Genomic DNA, 17,579 nt, shown 5'->3' with positions numbered 1-17,579 from the left:
CGGCGCCCGTCGCGGGGGCCTCGGGGCGTCCGCTCAGGCCGGATCGGCGAGCGCCGCCCGGCCCTTGTCCGTGGCCGAGGTGAACAGGCGGGCCGTGATGCCCCGCTCGGCGCGGGCGTACGAGCCGGGGTCGCCGAACAGCACGGACCGGGCGTTGGCCGCCTCCATGAGGGCGATCACCTCGAAGGCCAGCTGCTCCACGTCCAGGTCCTCGACGAACTCCCCGACGGCACGCGCCTGCGTCAGGGCCCCCTCCACGTACGCGGTCCAGTCGCGGCGGGTCCCGGCGACGGCGTCGTGCACCGGGCCCGTACGGGCGTCGAACTCGGCCGAGACCGCGTAGAAGAAGCAGCCGCCCGCGAAGACCCGCTCCGCGGAGTACGCGAGCCAGTTCCGGCACAGTTCGCGCACCCGCCGCGCGCCCGGCGGCAGGTCCTCCAGCGGGGCGACGACGCGGCCGGCGAAGACGGCGACGGCGGCCCTGACGGTGGCGAGCTGGAGCTCCTCCTTGGAGCCGAAGAGCGCGAAGACGCCGCTCTTGCTCAGCTCCAGCTCGGTCGCGATCCGTCCCAGGGAGAGGCCTTCGAGCCCCTCGACCGAGGCGATGTCCATCGTCCGGCCGAGGACGAGGCGCCGCGTCTGGTTGCCCCGCTCGACGCGTCCGTCCGTCTTGGTCCCGGTGCCGCTCCCGGCGCTGCCGCTCATGACCCCATCGTACTGAACGCACGACCGTGCGGATATTTCCGTGCGGCGACGGGCGCTACCCGACCCGCTCTCCCGGCTCCCGCCGCTCCGCCGGGGCGAGCAGCAGCACCTCCAGGGCCCGTGCGCAGGCCCGCGCCTGCGCCAGGTACCAGTCGAGCCGCGCGTCGGTGATCAGCTCGGGGGCCCCACGCACCGCGAGCGCGAACCGGGCGTGCCCCGCGCGCTCCAGCACCGGCACGGCCACCGTCCGGCCCCCGTGGGCCGCATCGCCGTCGTGGAGGGCGTACCCCGCCTCCCGTACACGTGCCAACTCGGCCGCCAGGGCGGGCGGTTCGACGACGGACCGCTCCGTGGGCGCGTGCGGCGACGGCAGCGGGCGCGGACCGCCCTCGCCCGCGCGGGGCCACGCGAGGAGCACCTTCCCGAGCGCCGTCGAGTGCAGCGGTCGGCGCAACCCCGCCATCGGGGTCACCGGACCACCCGCCACGATCACCGCGTGCGGGCCGCTGCGCAGCGCCAGATCGGCCGTCGCCCCCGTCCGCTCGGCGAGATCGGACAGCTCGGGCGCGGCCCGGTGCAGCCCCCGCTGGTGGTACGAGAGCCGGCCCAGCTCGGTCATCGCCGGACCGAGCCGGTAGCGCGCGGTCCGGGCGTCCTGCTCCAGGAAGCCCGCGCCGAGCAGGGTGCGGGCCAGCCGGTGCGCCGTCGAGGTGGAGAGCCCGAGCCGGCGCGCGAGGTCGGAGGCGCTCAGGTCGGGCCCGTTGTCGTGGAAGCAGTGCAGCACGTCCAGCGCGCGGCGGACCGCCTGGGCGCCCGCCGGGGGTCGGACGATGCCGGCCTCGGTCGTCATAGGGTTCGCTCCCCGTGGGTGATCGGGCTCCCACGCTCCCACATGGCGGGAGCCGAATCGGGCTCCGGACGAGGTCGGAAACACTCTGTTCACGGGCGGTCCCGCATCATGGGAGCCGAGCCGGGGCGCGGCGGCCTCGGCGGGGTTCCGGCCGGCACCGCCGCGCCGAGGGCCGGGGCCCGGCGCCGGGTATCCGCCATTGATCGAACGTTGATGGCGTGTTTACGGTCCTTGGGCAAGCTGTCGGTCATGCAGACGGATACCGACGTGCTGACCGCCCCCGACCTCTCCTGGCGCGAGAACGCCCTGTGCGCCCAGGCCGGCCCGGAGTTCTTCTTCCCGGCCCCCGGCTCCTCGACGCGCGAGGCGAAGCAGCTGTGCGGGGCGTGCGAGGGGCGCCTGGCGTGCCTGGAGTACGCCCTCACCCACGACGAGCGGTTCGGGGTGTGGGGCGGGCTCTCCGAGAAGGAGCGCGGGCGGCTCAAGCGACGGAGCCGCTGAGCCGCCGGACTCCTCGGCCGCGCCGGACTCCTCGGCCGCGCCGGACTCCTCGGCCGCACCGGCCGCACGGGCGGGACGGCTCGAAGCCGCCGGACGGCTCCTGAGGAGCGGGCGGCGGCTGAGGGGTCGGCAGCTCCTGAGGGGCGGGTGGCTCAGCCGGCCGCGCGCGCGGCCATCCGGGCCTTGCGGGCCGCGAGCTTCTCGTCGAACTTGCTCGCCTCGCTGTCCAGCCCGTTCATGTAGAGCCCCAGCTCCTCCTGGGCGCGCAGGCCGTCCGGGCCGAGGCCCTCGATCTGGAGGACCTTGAGGAAGCGCAGGACGGGCTGGAGGACGTCGTCGTGGTGGATGCGCATGTTGTAGATCTCGCCGATCGCCATCTGCGCGGCCGCCCGCTCGAAGCCCGGCATGCCGTGTCCGGGCATCCGGAAGTTGACCACGACGTCCCGCACGGCCTGCATGGTCAGGTCGGGGGCGATCTCGAAGGCCGCGCCCAGCAGGTTGCGGTAGAAGACCATGTGCAGGTTCTCGTCGGTGGCGATGCGGGAGAGCATCCGGTCGCAGACCGGGTCGCCGGACTGGTGGCCGGTGTTGCGGTGCGAGATGCGGGTGGCGAGCTCCTGGAAGGCCACGTACGCGACGGAGTGCAGCATCGAGTGCCGGTTGTCGGACTCGAAGCCCTCGCTCATGTGCGCCATCCGGAACTGCTCCAGCTTGTCCGGGTCGACGGCGCGGGAGGCGAGCAGGTAGTCGCGCATCACGATGCCGTGCCGGCCCTCCTCCGCGGTCCAGCGGTGCACCCAGGTGCCCCAGGCGCCGTCGCGGCCGAAGAGGCTGGCGATCTCGTGGTGGTAGCTCGGGAGGTTGTCCTCGGTGAGCAGGTTGACGACGAGGGCGATCTTGCCGACCTCGGTGACCTTGGACTGCGACGGCTCCCAGGCCTCGCCGTCCTCGAAGAAGCCGGGGAAGTTGCGGCCGTCGGACCACGGCACGTACTCGTGCGGCATCCAGTCCTTGGTGACCTTCAGGTGCCGGTTGAGCTCCTTCTCCACGACCTCTTCGAGCGCGTAGAGCAGCCGTGCGTCGGTCCACCCTGCCGAGCTGCCGAGGGAGTGAGAGGTGAGCGTCAAGGGAACTCCTGGGGACGGAGGGGATACGGGCATACCTACGGATTCGTAGGTTACGAGACCGTAGGTTAAGCCTCCGTAAGGCGTCGGCCAAGCCCGTCCCGGCGATGTCCGGTTACGTTCCGTTATGCGTGCAGCTCCGGCGGGGCGCCGGAGACGCAGGTCACGTCCAGGTCGGCCGTGGAGGGCCAAGCGGCCGACTACACAGCGCAGATGCCCGACGCCACAGAGCAGGCGGTGGCCGGGGGCCCGCCCCGGCCACCGCCCCCCCGGCGAGGGAACCCCGCCGGTGCTCACTCCGGCCCTCGCCCCCCGGACCCGGTTCTCCCCGGCGGGGGAGCCGGGTCCGGGCTCACCCCGCCGTCAGGCCCTGGACCTCGCTCCGGCGAGGGTTCGGGGCCGTCCCCCTGATCTCCTCCGCCGTCGTCGGCCGCAGTCCGCCGTCGAGCAGCAGCCAGCGGATGATCCCCAGCGACTCGAGGAACGCCACGTCGTGGCTCGCCACGATCAGCGCCCCCTCGTAGGCCTCCAGGGCCGCCGTCAGCTTCCGCACCGACGCCATGTCCAGGTTGTTCGTCGGTTCGTCCAGCATCAGCAGCTGCGGGGCCGGCTCCGCGAGGAGCAGCGCGGCGAGCGTCGCCCGGAACCGCTCCCCGCCCGACAGGGTGCCGACGGGCTGATCCGCCCGCGCCCCTCGGAACAGGAACCGGGCGAGGCGCGCCCTGATCGTGTTCGCCGTCGCCGCGGGTGCGAAGCGCGCCACGTTCTCCACCACGCTCAGCCCGTCGTCGAGCACGTCGAGCCGCTGCGGCAGGAAGCGCAGCGGCACCCGCGCGTCCGTCTCGCCCGCCAGTGGCTCCAACTCCCCGGCGATCGTCCGGAGCAGCGTCGTCTTCCCGGCGCCGTTCCGGCCGACCAGGGCGATCCGCTCCGGGCCGCGCAGCTCGAACGCGCCGGCGACCCGGGTCCCGTGACGCAGTTCCAGGTCCCGCAGGTGCAGCACCTCGCGACCCGGCGGCACCGAGGTGCGGGGCAGCTCGACACGGATCTCGTCGTCGTCCCGTACCGCTTCCACCGCCGCGTCGAGCCGCTCCCGCGCCTCCGAGAGGCGCTCGGCGTGCAGGGTGCGCTGCTTGCCGGCCGTGACCTGGGCGTTGCGCTTCTGGCTGTTCGCCACGATCTTGGAGGCGACCTTGTTCTCGAAGCTCTTCTGCCCGTACCGCTTGCGGCGCGCCAACTTCACCTGGGTGTCGGAGAGTTCGCGCTTCTGGCGCTGCACATCGGCCTCGGCGACCCGCACCATCCGCTCCGCCGCCTCCTGTTCGGCGGCGAGCGCCGTCTCGTACGCGGTCCAGTTGCCGCCGTACCAGGCGACCTCGCCGTCGCGCAGATCGGCGATCTGGTCGACCCGCTCCAGGAGTTCCCGGTCGTGGCTGACCACGACCAGGACCCCCGACCACTTCTCCACCGCCTCGTACAGCCGGGCGCGGGCGTGCAGGTCCAGGTTGTTGGTGGGCTCGTCGAGCAGCAGCACGTCGGGCCGGGCGAGCAGCAGCGCGGCGAGGCGCAGCAGCACGGACTCGCCGCCCGAGATCTCGCCCACGGTCCGGTCCAGGTCGACCTGGTCGAGTCCGAGCTGGTCGAGGACGGCCCGGGCCCGCTCCTCGACGTCCCAGTCGTCGCCGAGGGCGGTGAAGTGCTCCTCCGCGGCGTCGCCCGCCTCGATGGCGTGGAGGGCGGCCCGCTTGCCGGCGATGCCGAGGATCTCGTCCACCCGCCGCGAGGTGTCCAGGACCAGGTTCTGCGGGAGGTACCCCAGCTCACCGGTGACCCGGACGGTGCCGGACGCGGGCGTCAGTTCGCCCGCGATCAGCTTCAGGAGCGTGGACTTGCCGGAGCCGTTGAGCCCGACGAGCCCGGTGCGGCCGGGACCGATCGAGAGCCGGAAGTCGTCGAGGACCTCGGTGCCGTCGGGCCAGGAGAAGGAGAGGGCGGAACAGGTGATGAAGGTGGGGTGATGTGCCATGGAGGCCTCCCGGTCGCGCGAGCGTGGAAATGGGCAACGCGAGGAGACACCGGGGCGCGGGCAGTAGTGGAGAACGGCTCGTACGCCGAGGTCGAGAACGGCACGACGCGGCACAGGGGGCACGCGCGGCTCGGTGTCTCGCAACCTCAGACGAGCAACGTCCTTCTCCGATCGGGCGACGACAAGGTCAGTACGGACCGTACGACCCGGTCCGGGAGACCCGCAAACGATTTACGCGGCGGGTCCTCACGGGTGCTCGCGGAGCAGCTCCGCGAGGTCCTGGTCCCAGTCCAGGTACTGGTGCTCGCGTCCCGCCGGCACCAGGTGCTGCGAGCGCTCCAGGAAGCGGCGCAGCTCGGAGGTCCGCACGTGGACCATGGCCACCCCCTCCGGGGCGTGGAACTCGACCACCGTGCGGTCGTAGCCGTACGGGCGCAGCCGCACGTCGCCGACCCCGGCCGGGCGCTCGACCCCCTGCACGAGCAGCTCGCGCGCGAAGGCCCAGGAGACCTCGACGCCCTCCAGCGTCGCCGGCGGCGGGAAGGCCATGCTCACGGCGTACGGATCCTCCCGGTCGTACCGCAGCGTGGCGGGGACGGTCTCCATCCGGGGAGCGGACGCGACCAGACGGGCCTGCACGGCCTGCTCGATGACGGCGGACAAGACCGGCTCCTCTCGTACGGGCTTCGGGTCCTGTGCGTCTCCCCGACACCAGGGCACCTGACACCCTTCAAGACGAGCGGTACGGCCGGAACGTGCACTCGGGTCCCACGTGAGCTGCGTCACCGAGCGGTCAGCGCTCATCGGGACGGTCCCTTGGGTCATCCGGCGCGAGGGCCGTCGTCGGCCGATGCCGTCAGGCGTCGCTGCGCGTACGGCTGGGGTGGGACTCAGCGGCCCGGGTGGGGTCGACGCGTGCACGTGACCGGGCTGGTCGTCACCGCTCTTCCGGCACGTCCTCGTCGTCCGGTTCGGCGCAGGGGCCGGAGTGGTCGCAGTACGGCTGGTTCCCGGAGGCTCCGCAGCCGCAGAGCATCACCCGCGTCTCGTGCCGGTCGCCGTGGGCGCCGGTCACGACGAGGTCGCCCCGCACCACCAGCTGCCCGGTGTGCGTGCGCCGGACCGTGGTGGGGGAGTCCGGGGGCTCGGCGACGGCGTCCTCGGGGCGGTGGTGGTACTGGAGCGCGCCGGAGGGGCAGCGCCGGACGACCTCCGCGACCCGGGCGGGCTCGGCGGCGTCGGGCAGCACCCACGGGCGCCGGGACAGGTCGAAGACCTCCGGCAGGCCGTGGACGCACTCGGCCGCGTGCAGACAGCGGCGCGGTTCGAAGGTGACGGTGATGCCCTCGCCCTCGTACTCCTTGAGCCTCGGCTTCTCGTCGCCCGCCCGCTCGCTCGTACGGTCGCCTGCACGGTCGGTCATGCGACCCAGCCTAGGAACGCCCGGCCGAGGACGCACCCTGGACGCGGACCGGCCCGGGGCACTAGCTTCCGGCGCCATGACGTCCATGGGGAAGACGAGACGAATGATGTCGGTGGGGCTGATCGGGGCGGCGCTCGCGCTGACCCTGGCCGCCCCGGCGCGGGCCGGGGAGACCCCCACGGCAGCGGCCGGCTGGCAGCTGACACCGACCGGCACCGACGCCCGCTTCCGGGGGCTCGCGCCGGTCGACCGCCGGACCGCGTGGGCCGCGGGTTCGAAGGGGACGGTGCTGCGCACCACCGACGGCGGCCGGAGCTGGCGAAACGTATCGCCGGCCGGTGCGGGCGACCTGGAGTTCCGCGACGTCGAGGCCTTCGACGCCCGCCGGGCCGTCGTCCTCGCCATCGGCGAGGGCGAGGCCTCCCGGGTCCTGCGCACCGAGGACGGCGGCGCCACCTGGACCGAGTCCTTCCGGAACACCGACGCGCGGGCCTTCTACGACTGCATGACCTTCTTCGACCACCGGCACGGACTCGCCATGAGCGACCCGGTCGACGGGAAGTACCGCATCCTCTCCACCCGCGACGGCGGCCGCTCCTGGCAGGTCCTGCCGAGCGCGGGGATGCCGGACGCGCTCCCCGGCGAGGCGGGCTTCGCCGCGAGCGGCCAGTGCCTGGTGTCGGCCGGCCCCCGGGACGTGTGGCTCGCGACGGGCGGCGGCGCCACCGCGCGCGTGCTGCACTCCGCCGACCGGGGACTGACCTGGACCGCCACGGACACGCCGGTCCCGGCCGGCGACCCGGCCCGCGGCGTCTTCGGGCTCGCCTTCCGCGACCGCGCGCACGGCATCGCCGTCGGCGGCGACTACCGCAAGGACCAGCAGTCGCCGCGGGCCGGCGCGGTCACCACCGACGGGGGCCGCACCTGGCACGGCTCGGCCACGCCGCCGCCCGCCTACCGCTCCGGCGTCGCCTGGCTCCCGCACGGCAAGGCGGCCGCGCTCGCCGTCGGCCCGACCGGCACCGACCTCACCACCGACGGCGGCCGCACCTGGCGCACGGTCGACACCGGCTCGTACGACACGGTCGGCTGCACCCCGGACGGCTCCTGCTGGGCCTCCGGCGAGAAGGGCCGCATCGCCCGCCTGGCCACGAAGGTCTAGGAGGGCAGCTCCTCCCGGTACGCGGCGATCCCGTCGGCCGTCTTGGTCGCGTAGAACTCCGTGATCCGGTACGCGCACACGCCCTCGACGCTGAACGGGTCGGCCGCCGCGATCTTCTCGATCTCCGCGCGGTCGACCCCGGCGGCCAGGATCACCCCGCCGTCCCGGGGGTTCTTCCGTCCCGACGCCAGGAACACGCCGGCGGCGTACTGCGCGTCGAGCCACTCGATGTGCGCGTCGAGCAGCGCGTCCACCCGCTCGACGGGTGCGGTGTAGGTCAATTCGAGTACGAACATGATCGCCAGGCTACCCGTGCCTCCCGGCGACCGTCCGGCCCGGTGCCGGCCCCCGTGCGCCCCACCGGGCGCGCACCCCTACGAGCCCTCGCGGCGCCAGGCCCGCACCGCCGCCCCGCCCCCGGCCTGATCAGACAAGACACCCCTTAGGCTGGCCCCTCATGACGATCATCGGGATTCCGGCGGGCTGGCCCGCCGACGAGGACGCCGCGCGGGACGTGCAGCGGGAGTTGCGGGGGCGGCTCGTGCTCGGGGAGAGCGGGCCGCCGCCGGGGGAGGGGCACGTCACCGGCCTCGACGTGGCCTACGACGACGAGCGCGACCTCGTCGCCGCCGCGGCCGTCGTGCTCGACGCCCGCACCCTCGACGTGGTGGAGGAGGCCACGGCGGTCGGCCGGGTCTCCTTCCCGTACGTCCCCGGGCTCCTCGCCTTCCGTGAGATCCCGACCGTGCTCGCCGCGCTCGACGCCCTGACCGTCGACCCCGGCCTGCTGGTCTGCGACGGCTACGGCCTCGCCCACCCCCGCCGCTTCGGCCTCGCGAGCCACCTCGGGGTGCTCACCGGACGGCCGTCCATCGGCGTCGCCAAGAACCCCTTCACCTTCACGTACGACCGACCCGGCGGCGCGCGCGGCGACTTCGCCCCGCTCCTCGCCGACGGGGAGGAGGTCGGCAGGGCCCTGCGCACCCAGGCCGGCGTCAAACCCGTCTACGTCTCCGTGGGCCATCGCGTCTCCCTCGACAACGCCTGCGCCCACACCCTGCTCCTCTCCCCGCGCTACCGCGTGCCCGAGACCACCCGTCACGCCGACTCCCTCTGCCGCAAGGCACTCAAGGAGGCACAGGGCTCACCCGGGTCCGTCTGAGTATCACGGGTGAGTACCCGTACGGATGCCCGTTGTCGGACCCCCACGGCAGAGTGGGGCCCATGACAGCTCGCATTCCCGTACCCCGCGGTCTCACCACCGCCCTCGCCGTCGCCGGGGTCTCCGCCCTCGCCTGGGCCTGCGCCATCCTGTACGTCATCGCGGACTGGACGCTCGGATGATCGGTCGCCTGCGCTGCGCCGTGCTCGACTGCCCGGACGCCCGCGAACTGGCCACGTTCTACCAGGGGTTGCTGGGCGGCGAGATCGAGTGCCCCGACCCGGCGCTCGCCGTCGGCGAGGGCTCCGCCGTGCTGTGCGACGAGAGCGGCCCGGTGCTCGCCTTCCAGAGCGTGGCCGACCACCGTCCGCCCGTCTGGGGCGCCCCCGAGCAGCAGTTCCACCTGGACGTACGGGTCGGGGACCCGGCCGCCGCCCACGCGGCCGTGCTCGCGCTCGGGGCCACCCCGCTCGACGGGGGCGAGGCGCCCTCCTGGCGCGTCTACGCGGACCCGGCGGGCCACCCCTTCCGCCTCGTCCACCCCTGACCCCGCCCCATGAGAGGGGAACCGCCCCGGACGGACGCGGGAACGGCCGTGATCCGGCCCGAGGGCGACGGACCTCAGCTCCGGTGCGCCACCCGGAAGCGGATGCCCGCCGCCCGTAGGCGTTCGGTCAGGGCGTCGCCCATCGCCACCGCCGTCGTCACCTGGCCGGCGGTCTTCGGCAGGGGGTCGAAGGCGAGGCAGAGGGCCGCCTCGGCGAGCATCCTCGCCGTCTCGTCGTAGCCCGGGTCGCCGCCCGAGACCTCGGTGAAGACCCGCCGTCCGCCGCCCTCGCCGACGAACCGGACCGAGAACCAGCTGCGGGCGCGGCGCTCGGCCGACGGACCCTGGCCCGACGAGTAACGCTCCATCAGCCAGGAGCGGACCGGCGGCAGTTGGGCGGCGGCGACGCTCGCGCCGATGACGGCGGTGCCGCCCAGGGCCATCGGGAGGGTCTTCACGGAGGCGTAGTGCCGGTAGCGGAAGTCCGGTCCGTAGCGTTCGAGGGCGGCGGCCGAGCGGGCCACCACCTGCGGGTCGAGCGTCGGCAGCGGCAGCGCCCAGGTGCCCGTCTCCCGGCTGAACCTCGGCCCGCCGAGGGGCGCGCGGGCCCGGCGGCCCACGAGGCGCGGCTCGTGCAGCCGCCGCTCGTGCGCCGCCCGCAGGATCTCCCGGCCCCGGCCGAACGCGGTCAGCGCCGAGGCGAAGGTGCCGCCGGAGAAGGCGGCCCCCGCCCGGACGAAGCCGTCGACGCGCAGCGGCACGTCCTCCGGCAGCTGCCGGACGGTGAAGTACACGCCCAGGTCGTGCGGGACGGAGTCGAAGCCGCAGGCGTGCACGATCCGGGCGCCGGTCTCCCGGGCGCGCGCGTCGTGTCGTACGAACATGAGGTCCACGAACTCGGCCTCGCCCGTCAGGTCCAGGTAGTCGGTGCCCGCCTCCGCGCAGGCCGCGACCAGTCCCTCCCCGTGCCAGACGTACGGGCCGACCGTGGTCGCCACCACCCGCGCGGACTCGGCGAGTTCGCGCAGCGAGCCGGGATCGGCGGAGTCGGCGACGACCAGCGGCAGGGCGGCGAGCCGCGGCCGTCCGGCGGCCAGCCGGTCCCGCAGGGCCTCCAGCTTGCCGAGGCTGCGCCCGGCGATCGCCCAGCGGCAGTCCGCGGGGGCGTGTTCGGCCAGGTACTCCGCGGTGAGTTCGCCCACGAAGCCGGTCGCCCCGAAGAGGACCACGTCGTACGGTCTGGCTCCGGTCTCGCGCCCCACGCCCGCCCCTGTCTCCATCAAGCCCTCATCTCGGCCGTACCGCGCCGCCGCGCACGGTTGTCGTCGGCGGAGGATAGCGGAACCGGGGCGGGCCCCCGCTCCCGGATCCGGCCTGATCCGGCTCGATCCGGCCTGATCGGGAAGACGGGCCCCCTCGGACCGTGCGCTTCCGGAATTTCCAAGCGCTTGCTCGGCCCGGGGGCTTGTGCCGAGTGGAACACGTTCCTAGCATCTTCGGTGTTACATCATTGGTGTCACACACTCCTGGGGGCTCGATGAGCACGACGCACACCGCCCGCAACGGCCCGCTCACGGGCGTGCGCGTGGTCGAACTCGCCGGGATCGGGCCCGGCCCCTTCGCCGCCATGCTCCTCGCCGACCTCGGCGCCGACGTCGTCCGCGTCGACCGCCCCGGCGGTGCCGGCATCGGCATCGACCCCGCCCGCGACCTCACCAACCGCAACAAGCGCTCCGTCCTCGTCGACCTCAAGGCCGAGGACGGCCCCGCCACCGTGCTCGACCTCGTCGAGCGGGCCGACATCCTCGTCGAGGGCTACCGGCCCGGCGTCGCCGAACGCCTCGGCGTCGGCCCCGAGGCCTGCCTCGCCCGCAACCCGCGCCTCGTCTACGGTCGGATGACCGGCTGGGGCCAGGACGGGCCGCTCGCCCCGACCGCCGGACACGACATCGGATACATCGCGATCACCGGGGCCCTCGGCATGTTCGGCCCCGACCCGGACGGCCCGCCCACCATCCCCGCCAACCTGGTCGGCGACTACGCCGGCGGCTCCCTCTACCTCGTCATCGGCGTCCTCGCCGCCCTCCAGCACGCCCGGACGCACGGCGAGGGCCAGGTCGTCGACGCCGCCATCGTCGACGGCACCGCGCACCTCACCACCATGATCCACGGCATGCTCGCGGTCGGCGGCTGGCAGGACCGCAGGGGCGTCAACCTGCTCGACGGCGGCTGTCCCTTCTACGGCGTGTACGAGACCTCCGACGGCGGACACATGGCGGTCGGTGCCCTGGAGGAGCGGTTCTACGCCGAGTTCGTCCGCCTCCTCGGCGTCGAGGACGTCGCCGCCGCCCGCCACGACCTCGCCCGCTGGCCCGAACTGCGCAAGGCCGTCGCCGACCGCTTCCGGAGCCGTACCCGCGAGGAGTGGACCGCCGTCTTCGACGGCAGCGACGCCTGCGTCGCCCCCGTCCTCTCCCTCCGCGAGGCACCGGCTCACCCGCATCTTTCGGCCCGCGCCACCTTCACCGAGCGGGACGGGATCGCCCAGCCCGCCCCCGCGCCCCGCTTCTCCGCCACCCCCGGCACCCTCCGCACGGGCCCCGCCCTGCCCGGTGCCGACACCGCCGAGGTCGCCCGCGACTGGGCCGTACCCGCCCTGAAGACCCAGGAGTCCGAAGCATGAAGCGCCAGCTGTACACCGCCGACCACGAGGCCTTCCGGGCGGTCGTCCGCACCTTCCTGGAGAAGGAGGTGCTGCCCCACTACGCCCAGTGGGAGAAGGACGGCATCGTCTCCCGCGAGGTCTGGCTCGCCGCCGGACGCCAGGGCCTGCTCGGGCTCGCCGTCGACGAGGAGTACGGCGGCGGCGGCAACCCCGACTTCCGCTACGGCGCCGTCCTCGCCGAGGAGTTCACCCGGGCCGGCGCCCCCGGCCTCGCCATCGGCCTGCACAACGACATCATCGGCCCGTACCTCACCTCGCTCGGCACCGAGGAGCAGAAGCGGCGCTGGCTGCCCGGCTTCTGCTCCGGCGAGCTCGTCACCGCCATCGCCATGACGGAACCCGGCGCCGGCTCCGACCTCCAGGGCATCCGCACCACCGCCGAGGACCACGGCGACCACTGGATCCTCAACGGCTCCAAGACCTTCATCTCCAACGGCATCCTCGCCGACCTGGTGATCGTCGTCGCCCGGACCACCCCCGAGGGCGGCGCCCACGGCCTCTCCCTCCTCGTCGTCGAGCGCGGTGCGGAGGGCTTCGAGCGCGGCCGGAACCTCGACAAGATCGGCCAGAAGTCGCAGGACACCGCCGAACTCTTCTTCACCGACGTCCGCGTCCCGAAGGAGAACCTGCTCGGCGAGCTCAACGGCGCCTTCATCCACCTCATGACCAACCTCGCCCAGGAGCGCCTCGCCATCGCCGTCGCCGGCATCGCCGGCGCCGAGCACCTCCTGGAGATCACCACCCGGTACGTCAAGGAGCGCGAGGCCTTCGGCCGCCCGCTCTCCCGGCTCCAGCACATCCGCTTCGAGATCGCCGAGATGGCCACCGAGTGCGCCGTCACCCGCACCTTCGTCGACCGCTGCATCGAGGAGCACAATGAGGGTGGTCTCGACGCCGTCCACGCCTCCATGGCCAAGTGGTGGGCGACCGAACTGCAGAAGCGGGTCGCCGACCGCTGTCTGCAACTGCATGGTGGATACGGCTACATGAGCGAATTCCCGGTCGCCCGTGCCTACACCGACGGCCGGATCCAGACCATCTACGGCGGTACGACCGAGATCATGAAGGAGATCATCGGCCGCTCCCTCCTCGGCTGACCCCGTCCCGCACCCCTCGAAGAACCCCCATCGCGAAAGGCTTCCCGTGAGCACCGAAGCGTACGTGTACGACGCGATCCGCACCCCGCGCGGACGCGGCAAGGCCAACGGCTCCCTGCACGGCACCAAGCCCATCGACCTGGTCGTCGGCCTCATCCGGGAGATCCAGGCCCGCAACCCCGGACTCGACCCGGCCGCCGTCGACGACATCGTCCTCGGCGTCGTCGGCCCGGTCGGCGACCAGGGCTCCGACATCGCCCGGATCGCCGCCATCGCCGCCGGGCTCCCCGACACCGTCGCCGGCGTCCAGGAGAACCGCTTCTGTGCCTCCGGCCTCGAAGCGGTCAACATGGCCGCGATGAAGGTCCGCTCCGGCTGGGAGGACCTCGTCCTCGCCGGCGGCGTCGAGTCCATGTCCCGGGTGCCGATGGCCTCCGACGGCGGCGCCTGGTTCGCCGACCCGATGACCAACCTGGAGACCAACTTCGTCCCCCAGGGCATCGGCGCCGACCTCATCGCCACCCTGGAGGGCTTCTCCCGCCGCGACGTCGACGAGTACGCCGCCCTCTCCCAGGAGCGCGCCGCGGCCGCCGTCAAGGACGGCCGCTTCGCCCGCTCGATCGTCCCCGTCAAGGACCGCGCCGGACTCACCGTCCTCGACCACGACGAGTTCCTGCGCCCCGGCACCACCGCCGACTCCCTCGCCCGCCTCAAGCCCTCCTTCAAGGACATCGGCGAACTCGGCGGCTTCGACGCGGTCGCGCTGCAGAAGTACCACTGGGTCGAGGAGATCGACCACGTCCACCACGCGGGCAACTCCTCCGGCATCGTCGACGGCGCGTCCCTCGTCGCCGTCGGCTCCAAGGAGGTCGGCGAGCGGTACGGTCTCACGCCGCGCGCCCGGATCGTCTCGGCCGCCGTCTCCGGCTCCGAGCCGACCATCATGCTCACCGGCCCCGCCCCGGCCACCCGCAAGGCCCTCGCCAAGGCCGGCCTCACCATCGACGACATCGACCTCGTCGAGATCAACGAGGCCTTCGCGGCCGTCGTCCTGCGCTTCGTCAAGGACATGGGCATCTCCCTGGACAAGGTCAACGTCAACGGCGGCGCCATCGCGCTCGGCCACCCGCTCGGCGCCACCGGCGCGATGATCCTCGGCACCCTCGTCGACGAGCTGGAGCGCCAGGACAAGCGCTACGGCCTCGCCACCCTCTGCGTGGGCGGCGGCATGGGCATCGCCACCGTCGTCGAGCGCGTCTGACCGTCCCGTCCGCACCCCTCACCCACGGAGAAGCAGCAGTCATGAGCGAGAGCACCACCATTCGCTGGGAGCAGGACGAGACCGGGATCGTCACCCTCGTCCTCGACGACCCCAACCAGTCCGCCAACACCATGAACCAGGCCTTCCGGGCCTCGATCATCGCGATCGCCGACCGCGTGGAGGCCGAGAAGGACTCCATCCGCGGCATCATCTACACCTCCGCGAAGAAGACCTTCTTCGCGGGCGGCGACCTCAAGGACATGATCAAGGCGGGCCCCGAGCATGCCCAGGACATCTTCGACTCCGCCATCGAGATCAAGAACGCGCTGCGCCGCATCGAGACCCTCGGCAAGCCGGTCGTCGCCGCGATCAACGGCGCCGCGCTCGGCGGCGGCTACGAGATCGCCCTCGCCTCCCACCACCGCGTCGCCCTCGACGCCCCCGGCTCCAAGATCGGTCTGCCCGAGGTCACCCTCGGCCTGCTGCCGGGCGGCGGCGGCGTCGCCCGCACCGTGCGCCTCATGGGCATCACCGACGCCCTCCTCAAGGTGCTGCTCCAGGGCACCCAGTACGCCCCGAAGCGCGCCCTGGACAACGGTCTCGTGCACGAGGTGGCCGCCACCGCCGAGGAGATGATGGCCAAGGCCATCGCCTTCATCGACGCGCACCCGGAGTCCCACCAGCCCTGGGACGTCCCGGGCCACCGCATCCCCGGCGGCACCCCGTCGAACCCGAAGTTCGCCGCCAACCTGCCGGCCTTCCCGGCCAACCTGCGCAAGCAGCTGAACGGCGCGCCCTACCCGGCCCCGAAGGCCATCATGGCCGCCGCCGTCGAGGGCTCCCAGGTCGACTTCGAGACCGCGCTGACCATCGAGAGCCGGTACTTCACCGAGCTGGTCATCGGCCAGACCGCGAAGAACATGATCCAGGCGTTCTTCTTCGACCTCCAGGCCGTGAACTCGGGCGCGAGCCGCCCGAAGGACGTGGCGAAGCGGCAGGTCCGCAAGGTCGCCGTCCTCGGCGCCGGCATGATGGGCGCCGGCATCGCGTACTCCTGCGCCCGCGCCGGCATCGAGGTCGTCCTCAAGGACGTCTCCGCGGAGTCCGCCGCCAAGGGCAAGGGCTACTCCGAGAAGCTCTGCGCCAAGGCCGTCTCCCGCGGCCGCACCACCCAGGAGAAGGCCGACGCCCTCCTCGCCCGCATCACGCCCACCGCCGACGTGGCGGACCTGGCCGGCTGCGACGCGGTCATCGAGGCGGTCTTCGAGGACACCGCGCTCAAGCACAAGGTCTTCCAGGAGATCGAGCACGTCGTCGCCCCCGACGCCCTCCTGTGCTCCAACACCTCCACCCTCCCGATCTCCGTCCTCGCCGAGGGCGTCGAGCGCCAGGGCGACTTCATCGGCCTGCACTTCTTCTCGCCCGTCGACAAGATGCCGCTCGTCGAGATCATCAAGGGCGAGCGGACCGGCGACGAGGCGCTGGCCCGCGCCTTCGACCTGGTCCGCCAGATCAACAAGACGCCGATCGTCGTCAACGACTCGCGCGGCTTCTTCACCTCGCGGGTGATCGGCCACTTCATCAACGAGGGCGTCGCCATGGTCGGCGAGGGCATCGAGCCCGCCTCGATCGAGCAGGCCGCCGCCCAGGCCGGCTACCCGGCGAAGGTCCTCTCCCTCATGGACGAGCTGACCCTCACCCTCCCGCGCAAGATCCGCAACGAGACGAAGAAGGCGATCGAGGAGGAGGGTGGCACCTGGGTCACCCACCCGGGCGAGGCCGTCATCGACCGCATGGTCGACGAGTTCGGCCGCCCCGGCCGCAGCGGCGGCGCGGGCTTCTACGAGTACGGGGAGGACGGCAAGCGCGGCAAGCTCTGGCCGGGGCTGCGCGAGCACTTCACCAAGCCCGGGTACGAGATCCCGTTCCGCGACATGCAGGAGCGGATGCTGTTCTCCGAGGCCCTGGACACCGTCCGGCTCCTGGAGGAGGGCGTCCTGACCTCGGTCGCCGACGCCAACATCGGCTCCATCATGGGCATCGGCTTCCCGGCCTGGACCGGCGGCATCCTCCAGTACATCAACGGCTACGAGGGGGGTGTCGCGGGCTTCGTGGCAAGGTCGCGCGAGCTGGCCGCGACCTACGGCGAACGCTTCGAGCCCCCGGCCCTCCTGGTGGAGAAGGCGGACCGGGGCGAGACCTTCACCGACTCCTGAACGCCGACCTCAGCTCCTCGCTCAGGGAGCGCTGAAAGGCCGTGAGGAGGGCCTGGACCACCATCGGCTGCATGTGCGCCGAGAGCGACTTCATCGCGCTCAGGTGGTCCGGGTCCTCCCCGCTCTCCCGGTACGGGCTCCACACCTCGTCCCGGAAGAGCCGGGAGAGCTCCTGGGCGGCCGCGCGGGCGTGCTCCAGGAGCACGGTCCGGGAGGCGAGGATCGTCTCGTGCTCGATGGGCACGTCGAGCAGCTCGACCCCGAGCCGCAGCAGCGCCCCGTCGAGGCGGTACGTGTCGTCCTCGTCGGTCCGGTCGAGCACGCCCATCGCGGCCAGCCGGTCCACGTCCCGTTCGGTCAGCGCCCGTCCGGCCCGCCGCTCCAGCTCGCGCCGGGTGATCGTCTCGGCGGACTCCGGCGCCCACGAGGCCACGAGGGCCCGGTGGATGGCGAGGTCCTGTGCGCTCAGATCGGCCGGCAGCTGCTCCAGGTACCGCTCGATGGCGGCCAGCGTCATGCCCTGCCGCTGGAGCTCCTCGATCAGCGCGAGCCGCGACAGGTGATCGGCCCCGTAGTGCCCGACCCGCCGAGCCCCGATGGCGGGCGGCGGCAGCAGCCCCCGGGTCCCGTAGAACCGCACGGTCCGCACCGTGACCCCGGCCCGTGCGGCCAGTTCGTCCACGGTGTACACGGGCTCCTGCGCGTCACTCAGCTGCTCCATGTTCAACAGTATTGCTGTCTCACCACTGCTGTAAAAGCCCCCGAAGGGCTCGTCTCACC

Annotated in this window: 18 protein-coding genes; 9 read left to right on the top strand and 9 right to left on the bottom strand. The window is 72.9% G+C overall.

The features are described 5' to 3' along the window. Positions 1-33 precede the first annotated feature (33 nt). Together BLW86_RS06975 and BLW86_RS06970 are read right to left on the bottom strand one after the other, a co-directional pair. Entirely contained in the window at positions 34-705 is a 672-nt protein-coding gene (locus BLW86_RS06975) for a TetR/AcrR family transcriptional regulator (protein ID WP_093873206.1), read from the bottom strand. Positions 706-760: 55 nt separating this feature from the next. Continuing rightward, a complete protein-coding gene (locus BLW86_RS06970) occupies positions 761-1,555 on the bottom strand; it encodes an IclR family transcriptional regulator (protein ID WP_093873205.1) in 795 nt (264 codons plus the stop codon). A 249-nt stretch (positions 1,556-1,804) separates the two neighbouring features. Between BLW86_RS06970 and BLW86_RS06965 the strand changes: the two genes are divergently transcribed. Beyond that, positions 1,805-2,056, top strand: a complete 252-nt coding sequence (locus tag BLW86_RS06965; RefSeq protein ID WP_030686652.1) for a WhiB family transcriptional regulator — start codon at positions 1,805-1,807, stop codon at positions 2,054-2,056. 152 nt (positions 2,057-2,208) lie between these two features. On the opposite strand, the gene BLW86_RS06960 is transcribed toward BLW86_RS06965, so the two are convergent. The 4 genes from BLW86_RS06960 to BLW86_RS06945 form a co-directional block, all read right to left on the bottom strand. Next, on the bottom strand, positions 2,209-3,183 hold the full coding sequence (locus BLW86_RS06960) for an acyl-ACP desaturase (protein WP_093873204.1): 975 nt from the start codon (positions 3,181-3,183) through the stop codon (positions 2,209-2,211). Positions 3,184-3,532: 349 nt separating this feature from the next. Continuing rightward, complete coding sequence (locus BLW86_RS06955) at positions 3,533-5,206, bottom strand: ABC-F family ATP-binding cassette domain-containing protein (protein WP_177181584.1); 1,674 nt, start codon at positions 5,204-5,206, stop codon at positions 3,533-3,535. Between the two features lie 246 nt (positions 5,207-5,452). After that, a complete protein-coding gene (locus BLW86_RS06950; RefSeq protein ID WP_093873203.1) occupies positions 5,453-5,869 on the bottom strand; it encodes a spore wall synthesis regulator SsgD in 417 nt (138 codons plus the stop codon). 274 nt (positions 5,870-6,143) lie between these two features. Beyond that, positions 6,144-6,629 (bottom strand): (4Fe-4S)-binding protein, encoded by a 486-nt coding sequence (locus tag BLW86_RS06945; RefSeq protein ID WP_093873202.1) that lies wholly within the window; start codon positions 6,627-6,629, stop codon positions 6,144-6,146. A gap of 76 nt (positions 6,630-6,705) precedes the next feature. Here BLW86_RS06945 and BLW86_RS06940 point away from each other — a divergent pair, with 76 nt between their 5' ends. After that, positions 6,706-7,791 (top strand): WD40/YVTN/BNR-like repeat-containing protein, encoded by a 1,086-nt coding sequence (locus BLW86_RS06940; RefSeq protein ID WP_093873201.1) that lies wholly within the window; start codon positions 6,706-6,708, stop codon positions 7,789-7,791. On the opposite strand, the gene BLW86_RS06935 is transcribed toward BLW86_RS06940, so the two are convergent. Beyond that, entirely contained in the window at positions 7,788-8,087 is a 300-nt protein-coding gene (locus tag BLW86_RS06935; protein WP_093873200.1) for a YciI family protein, read from the bottom strand. The genes BLW86_RS06940 and BLW86_RS06935 overlap by 4 nt on opposite strands. A gap of 161 nt (positions 8,088-8,248) precedes the next feature. Between BLW86_RS06935 and BLW86_RS06930 the strand changes: the two genes are divergently transcribed. The 3 genes from BLW86_RS06930 (at position 8,249) to BLW86_RS06925 (ending at position 9,500) form a co-directional block, all read left to right on the top strand. Continuing rightward, positions 8,249-8,953, top strand: a complete 705-nt coding sequence (locus BLW86_RS06930) for an endonuclease V (RefSeq protein WP_093873199.1) — start codon at positions 8,249-8,251, stop codon at positions 8,951-8,953. 62 nt (positions 8,954-9,015) lie between these two features. Further along, entirely contained in the window at positions 9,016-9,135 is a 120-nt protein-coding gene (mmpA, locus tag BLW86_RS43990) for a morphogenic membrane protein MmpA (protein ID WP_371129456.1), read from the top strand. Beyond that, on the top strand, positions 9,132-9,500 hold the full coding sequence (locus tag BLW86_RS06925) for a VOC family protein (protein ID WP_093873198.1): 369 nt from the start codon (positions 9,132-9,134) through the stop codon (positions 9,498-9,500). The genes mmpA and BLW86_RS06925 overlap by 4 nt, the downstream gene beginning before the upstream one ends. A gap of 74 nt (positions 9,501-9,574) precedes the next feature. Here the strand turns inward: BLW86_RS06925 and BLW86_RS06920 are convergent, their stop codons facing one another. Next, complete coding sequence (locus BLW86_RS06920; protein WP_371129455.1) at positions 9,575-10,780, bottom strand: saccharopine dehydrogenase family protein; 1,206 nt, start codon at positions 10,778-10,780, stop codon at positions 9,575-9,577. A gap of 257 nt (positions 10,781-11,037) precedes the next feature. On the opposite strand from BLW86_RS06920, the gene BLW86_RS06915 reads away from it, so the two are divergent. From BLW86_RS06915 to BLW86_RS06900, 4 genes are read left to right on the top strand one after another with little or no spacing between them, the layout of a single operon-like run. Further along, entirely contained in the window at positions 11,038-12,183 is a 1,146-nt protein-coding gene (locus BLW86_RS06915) for a CaiB/BaiF CoA transferase family protein (RefSeq protein WP_093873196.1), read from the top strand. Then, the gene (locus tag BLW86_RS06910; protein WP_093873195.1) at positions 12,180-13,322 is read left to right on the top strand and encodes an acyl-CoA dehydrogenase family protein; all 1,143 of its coding nucleotides are present in this window, start codon (positions 12,180-12,182) and stop codon (positions 13,320-13,322) included. Before BLW86_RS06915 ends, BLW86_RS06910 begins: the two co-directional genes overlap by 4 nt. A 46-nt stretch (positions 13,323-13,368) precedes the next feature. Beyond that, complete coding sequence (locus BLW86_RS06905; protein WP_093873194.1) at positions 13,369-14,583, top strand: acetyl-CoA C-acetyltransferase; 1,215 nt, start codon at positions 13,369-13,371, stop codon at positions 14,581-14,583. A gap of 41 nt (positions 14,584-14,624) precedes the next feature. Continuing rightward, on the top strand, positions 14,625-16,799 hold the full coding sequence (locus tag BLW86_RS06900; protein ID WP_093873193.1) for a 3-hydroxyacyl-CoA dehydrogenase NAD-binding domain-containing protein: 2,175 nt from the start codon (positions 14,625-14,627) through the stop codon (positions 16,797-16,799). Here the strand turns inward: BLW86_RS06900 and BLW86_RS06895 are convergent. Then, positions 16,786-17,520 carry a MerR family transcriptional regulator gene (locus BLW86_RS06895; RefSeq protein ID WP_093873192.1) on the bottom strand — a complete coding sequence of 245 codons (735 nt, stop codon included), beginning with the start codon at positions 17,518-17,520 and terminating at the stop codon, positions 16,786-16,788. The genes BLW86_RS06900 and BLW86_RS06895 overlap by 14 nt on opposite strands. Positions 17,521-17,579 lie beyond the last annotated feature (59 nt).

The organism is Streptomyces sp. TLI_105 (assembly GCF_900105415.1).
Lineage (GTDB): Bacteria > Actinomycetota > Actinomycetes > Streptomycetales > Streptomycetaceae > Streptomyces.
The sequence above is the reverse complement of the archived record's forward strand: the minus strand, read 5'-3'. Positions and strand labels throughout refer to the sequence as shown.

Bases quoted from the DNA above. Each gene is read 5' to 3' on its own strand.
- BLW86_RS06935 (WP_093873200.1), bottom strand. From the start codon at position 8,087: ATGTTCGTACTCGAATTGACCTACACCGCACCCGTCGAGCGGGTGGAC.
- BLW86_RS06965 (WP_030686652.1), top strand. From the start codon at position 1,805: ATGCAGACGGATACCGACGTGCTGACCGCCCCCGACCTCTCCTGGCGC.
- BLW86_RS06930 (WP_093873199.1), top strand. From the start codon at position 8,249: ATGACGATCATCGGGATTCCGGCGGGCTGGCCCGCCGACGAGGACGCC.
- BLW86_RS06945 (WP_093873202.1), bottom strand. From the start codon at position 6,629: ATGACCGACCGTGCAGGCGACCGTACGAGCGAGCGGGCGGGCGACGAG.
- BLW86_RS06955 (WP_177181584.1), bottom strand. From the start codon at position 5,206: ATGGCACATCACCCCACCTTCATCACCTGTTCCGCCCTCTCCTTCTCC.
- BLW86_RS06915 (WP_093873196.1), top strand. From the start codon at position 11,038: ATGAGCACGACGCACACCGCCCGCAACGGCCCGCTCACGGGCGTGCGC.
- BLW86_RS06900 (WP_093873193.1), top strand. From the start codon at position 14,625: ATGAGCGAGAGCACCACCATTCGCTGGGAGCAGGACGAGACCGGGATC.
- BLW86_RS06910 (WP_093873195.1), top strand. From the start codon at position 12,180: ATGAAGCGCCAGCTGTACACCGCCGACCACGAGGCCTTCCGGGCGGTC.
- BLW86_RS06925 (WP_093873198.1), top strand. From the start codon at position 9,132: ATGATCGGTCGCCTGCGCTGCGCCGTGCTCGACTGCCCGGACGCCCGC.
- BLW86_RS06970 (WP_093873205.1), bottom strand. From the start codon at position 1,555: ATGACGACCGAGGCCGGCATCGTCCGACCCCCGGCGGGCGCCCAGGCG.
- BLW86_RS06975 (WP_093873206.1), bottom strand. From the start codon at position 705: ATGAGCGGCAGCGCCGGGAGCGGCACCGGGACCAAGACGGACGGACGC.
- mmpA (WP_371129456.1), top strand. From the start codon at position 9,016: ATGACAGCTCGCATTCCCGTACCCCGCGGTCTCACCACCGCCCTCGCC.
- BLW86_RS06940 (WP_093873201.1), top strand. From the start codon at position 6,706: ATGACGTCCATGGGGAAGACGAGACGAATGATGTCGGTGGGGCTGATC.
- BLW86_RS06920 (WP_371129455.1), bottom strand. From the start codon at position 10,780: ATGGAGACAGGGGCGGGCGTGGGGCGCGAGACCGGAGCCAGACCGTAC.
- BLW86_RS06895 (WP_093873192.1), bottom strand. From the start codon at position 17,520: ATGGAGCAGCTGAGTGACGCGCAGGAGCCCGTGTACACCGTGGACGAA.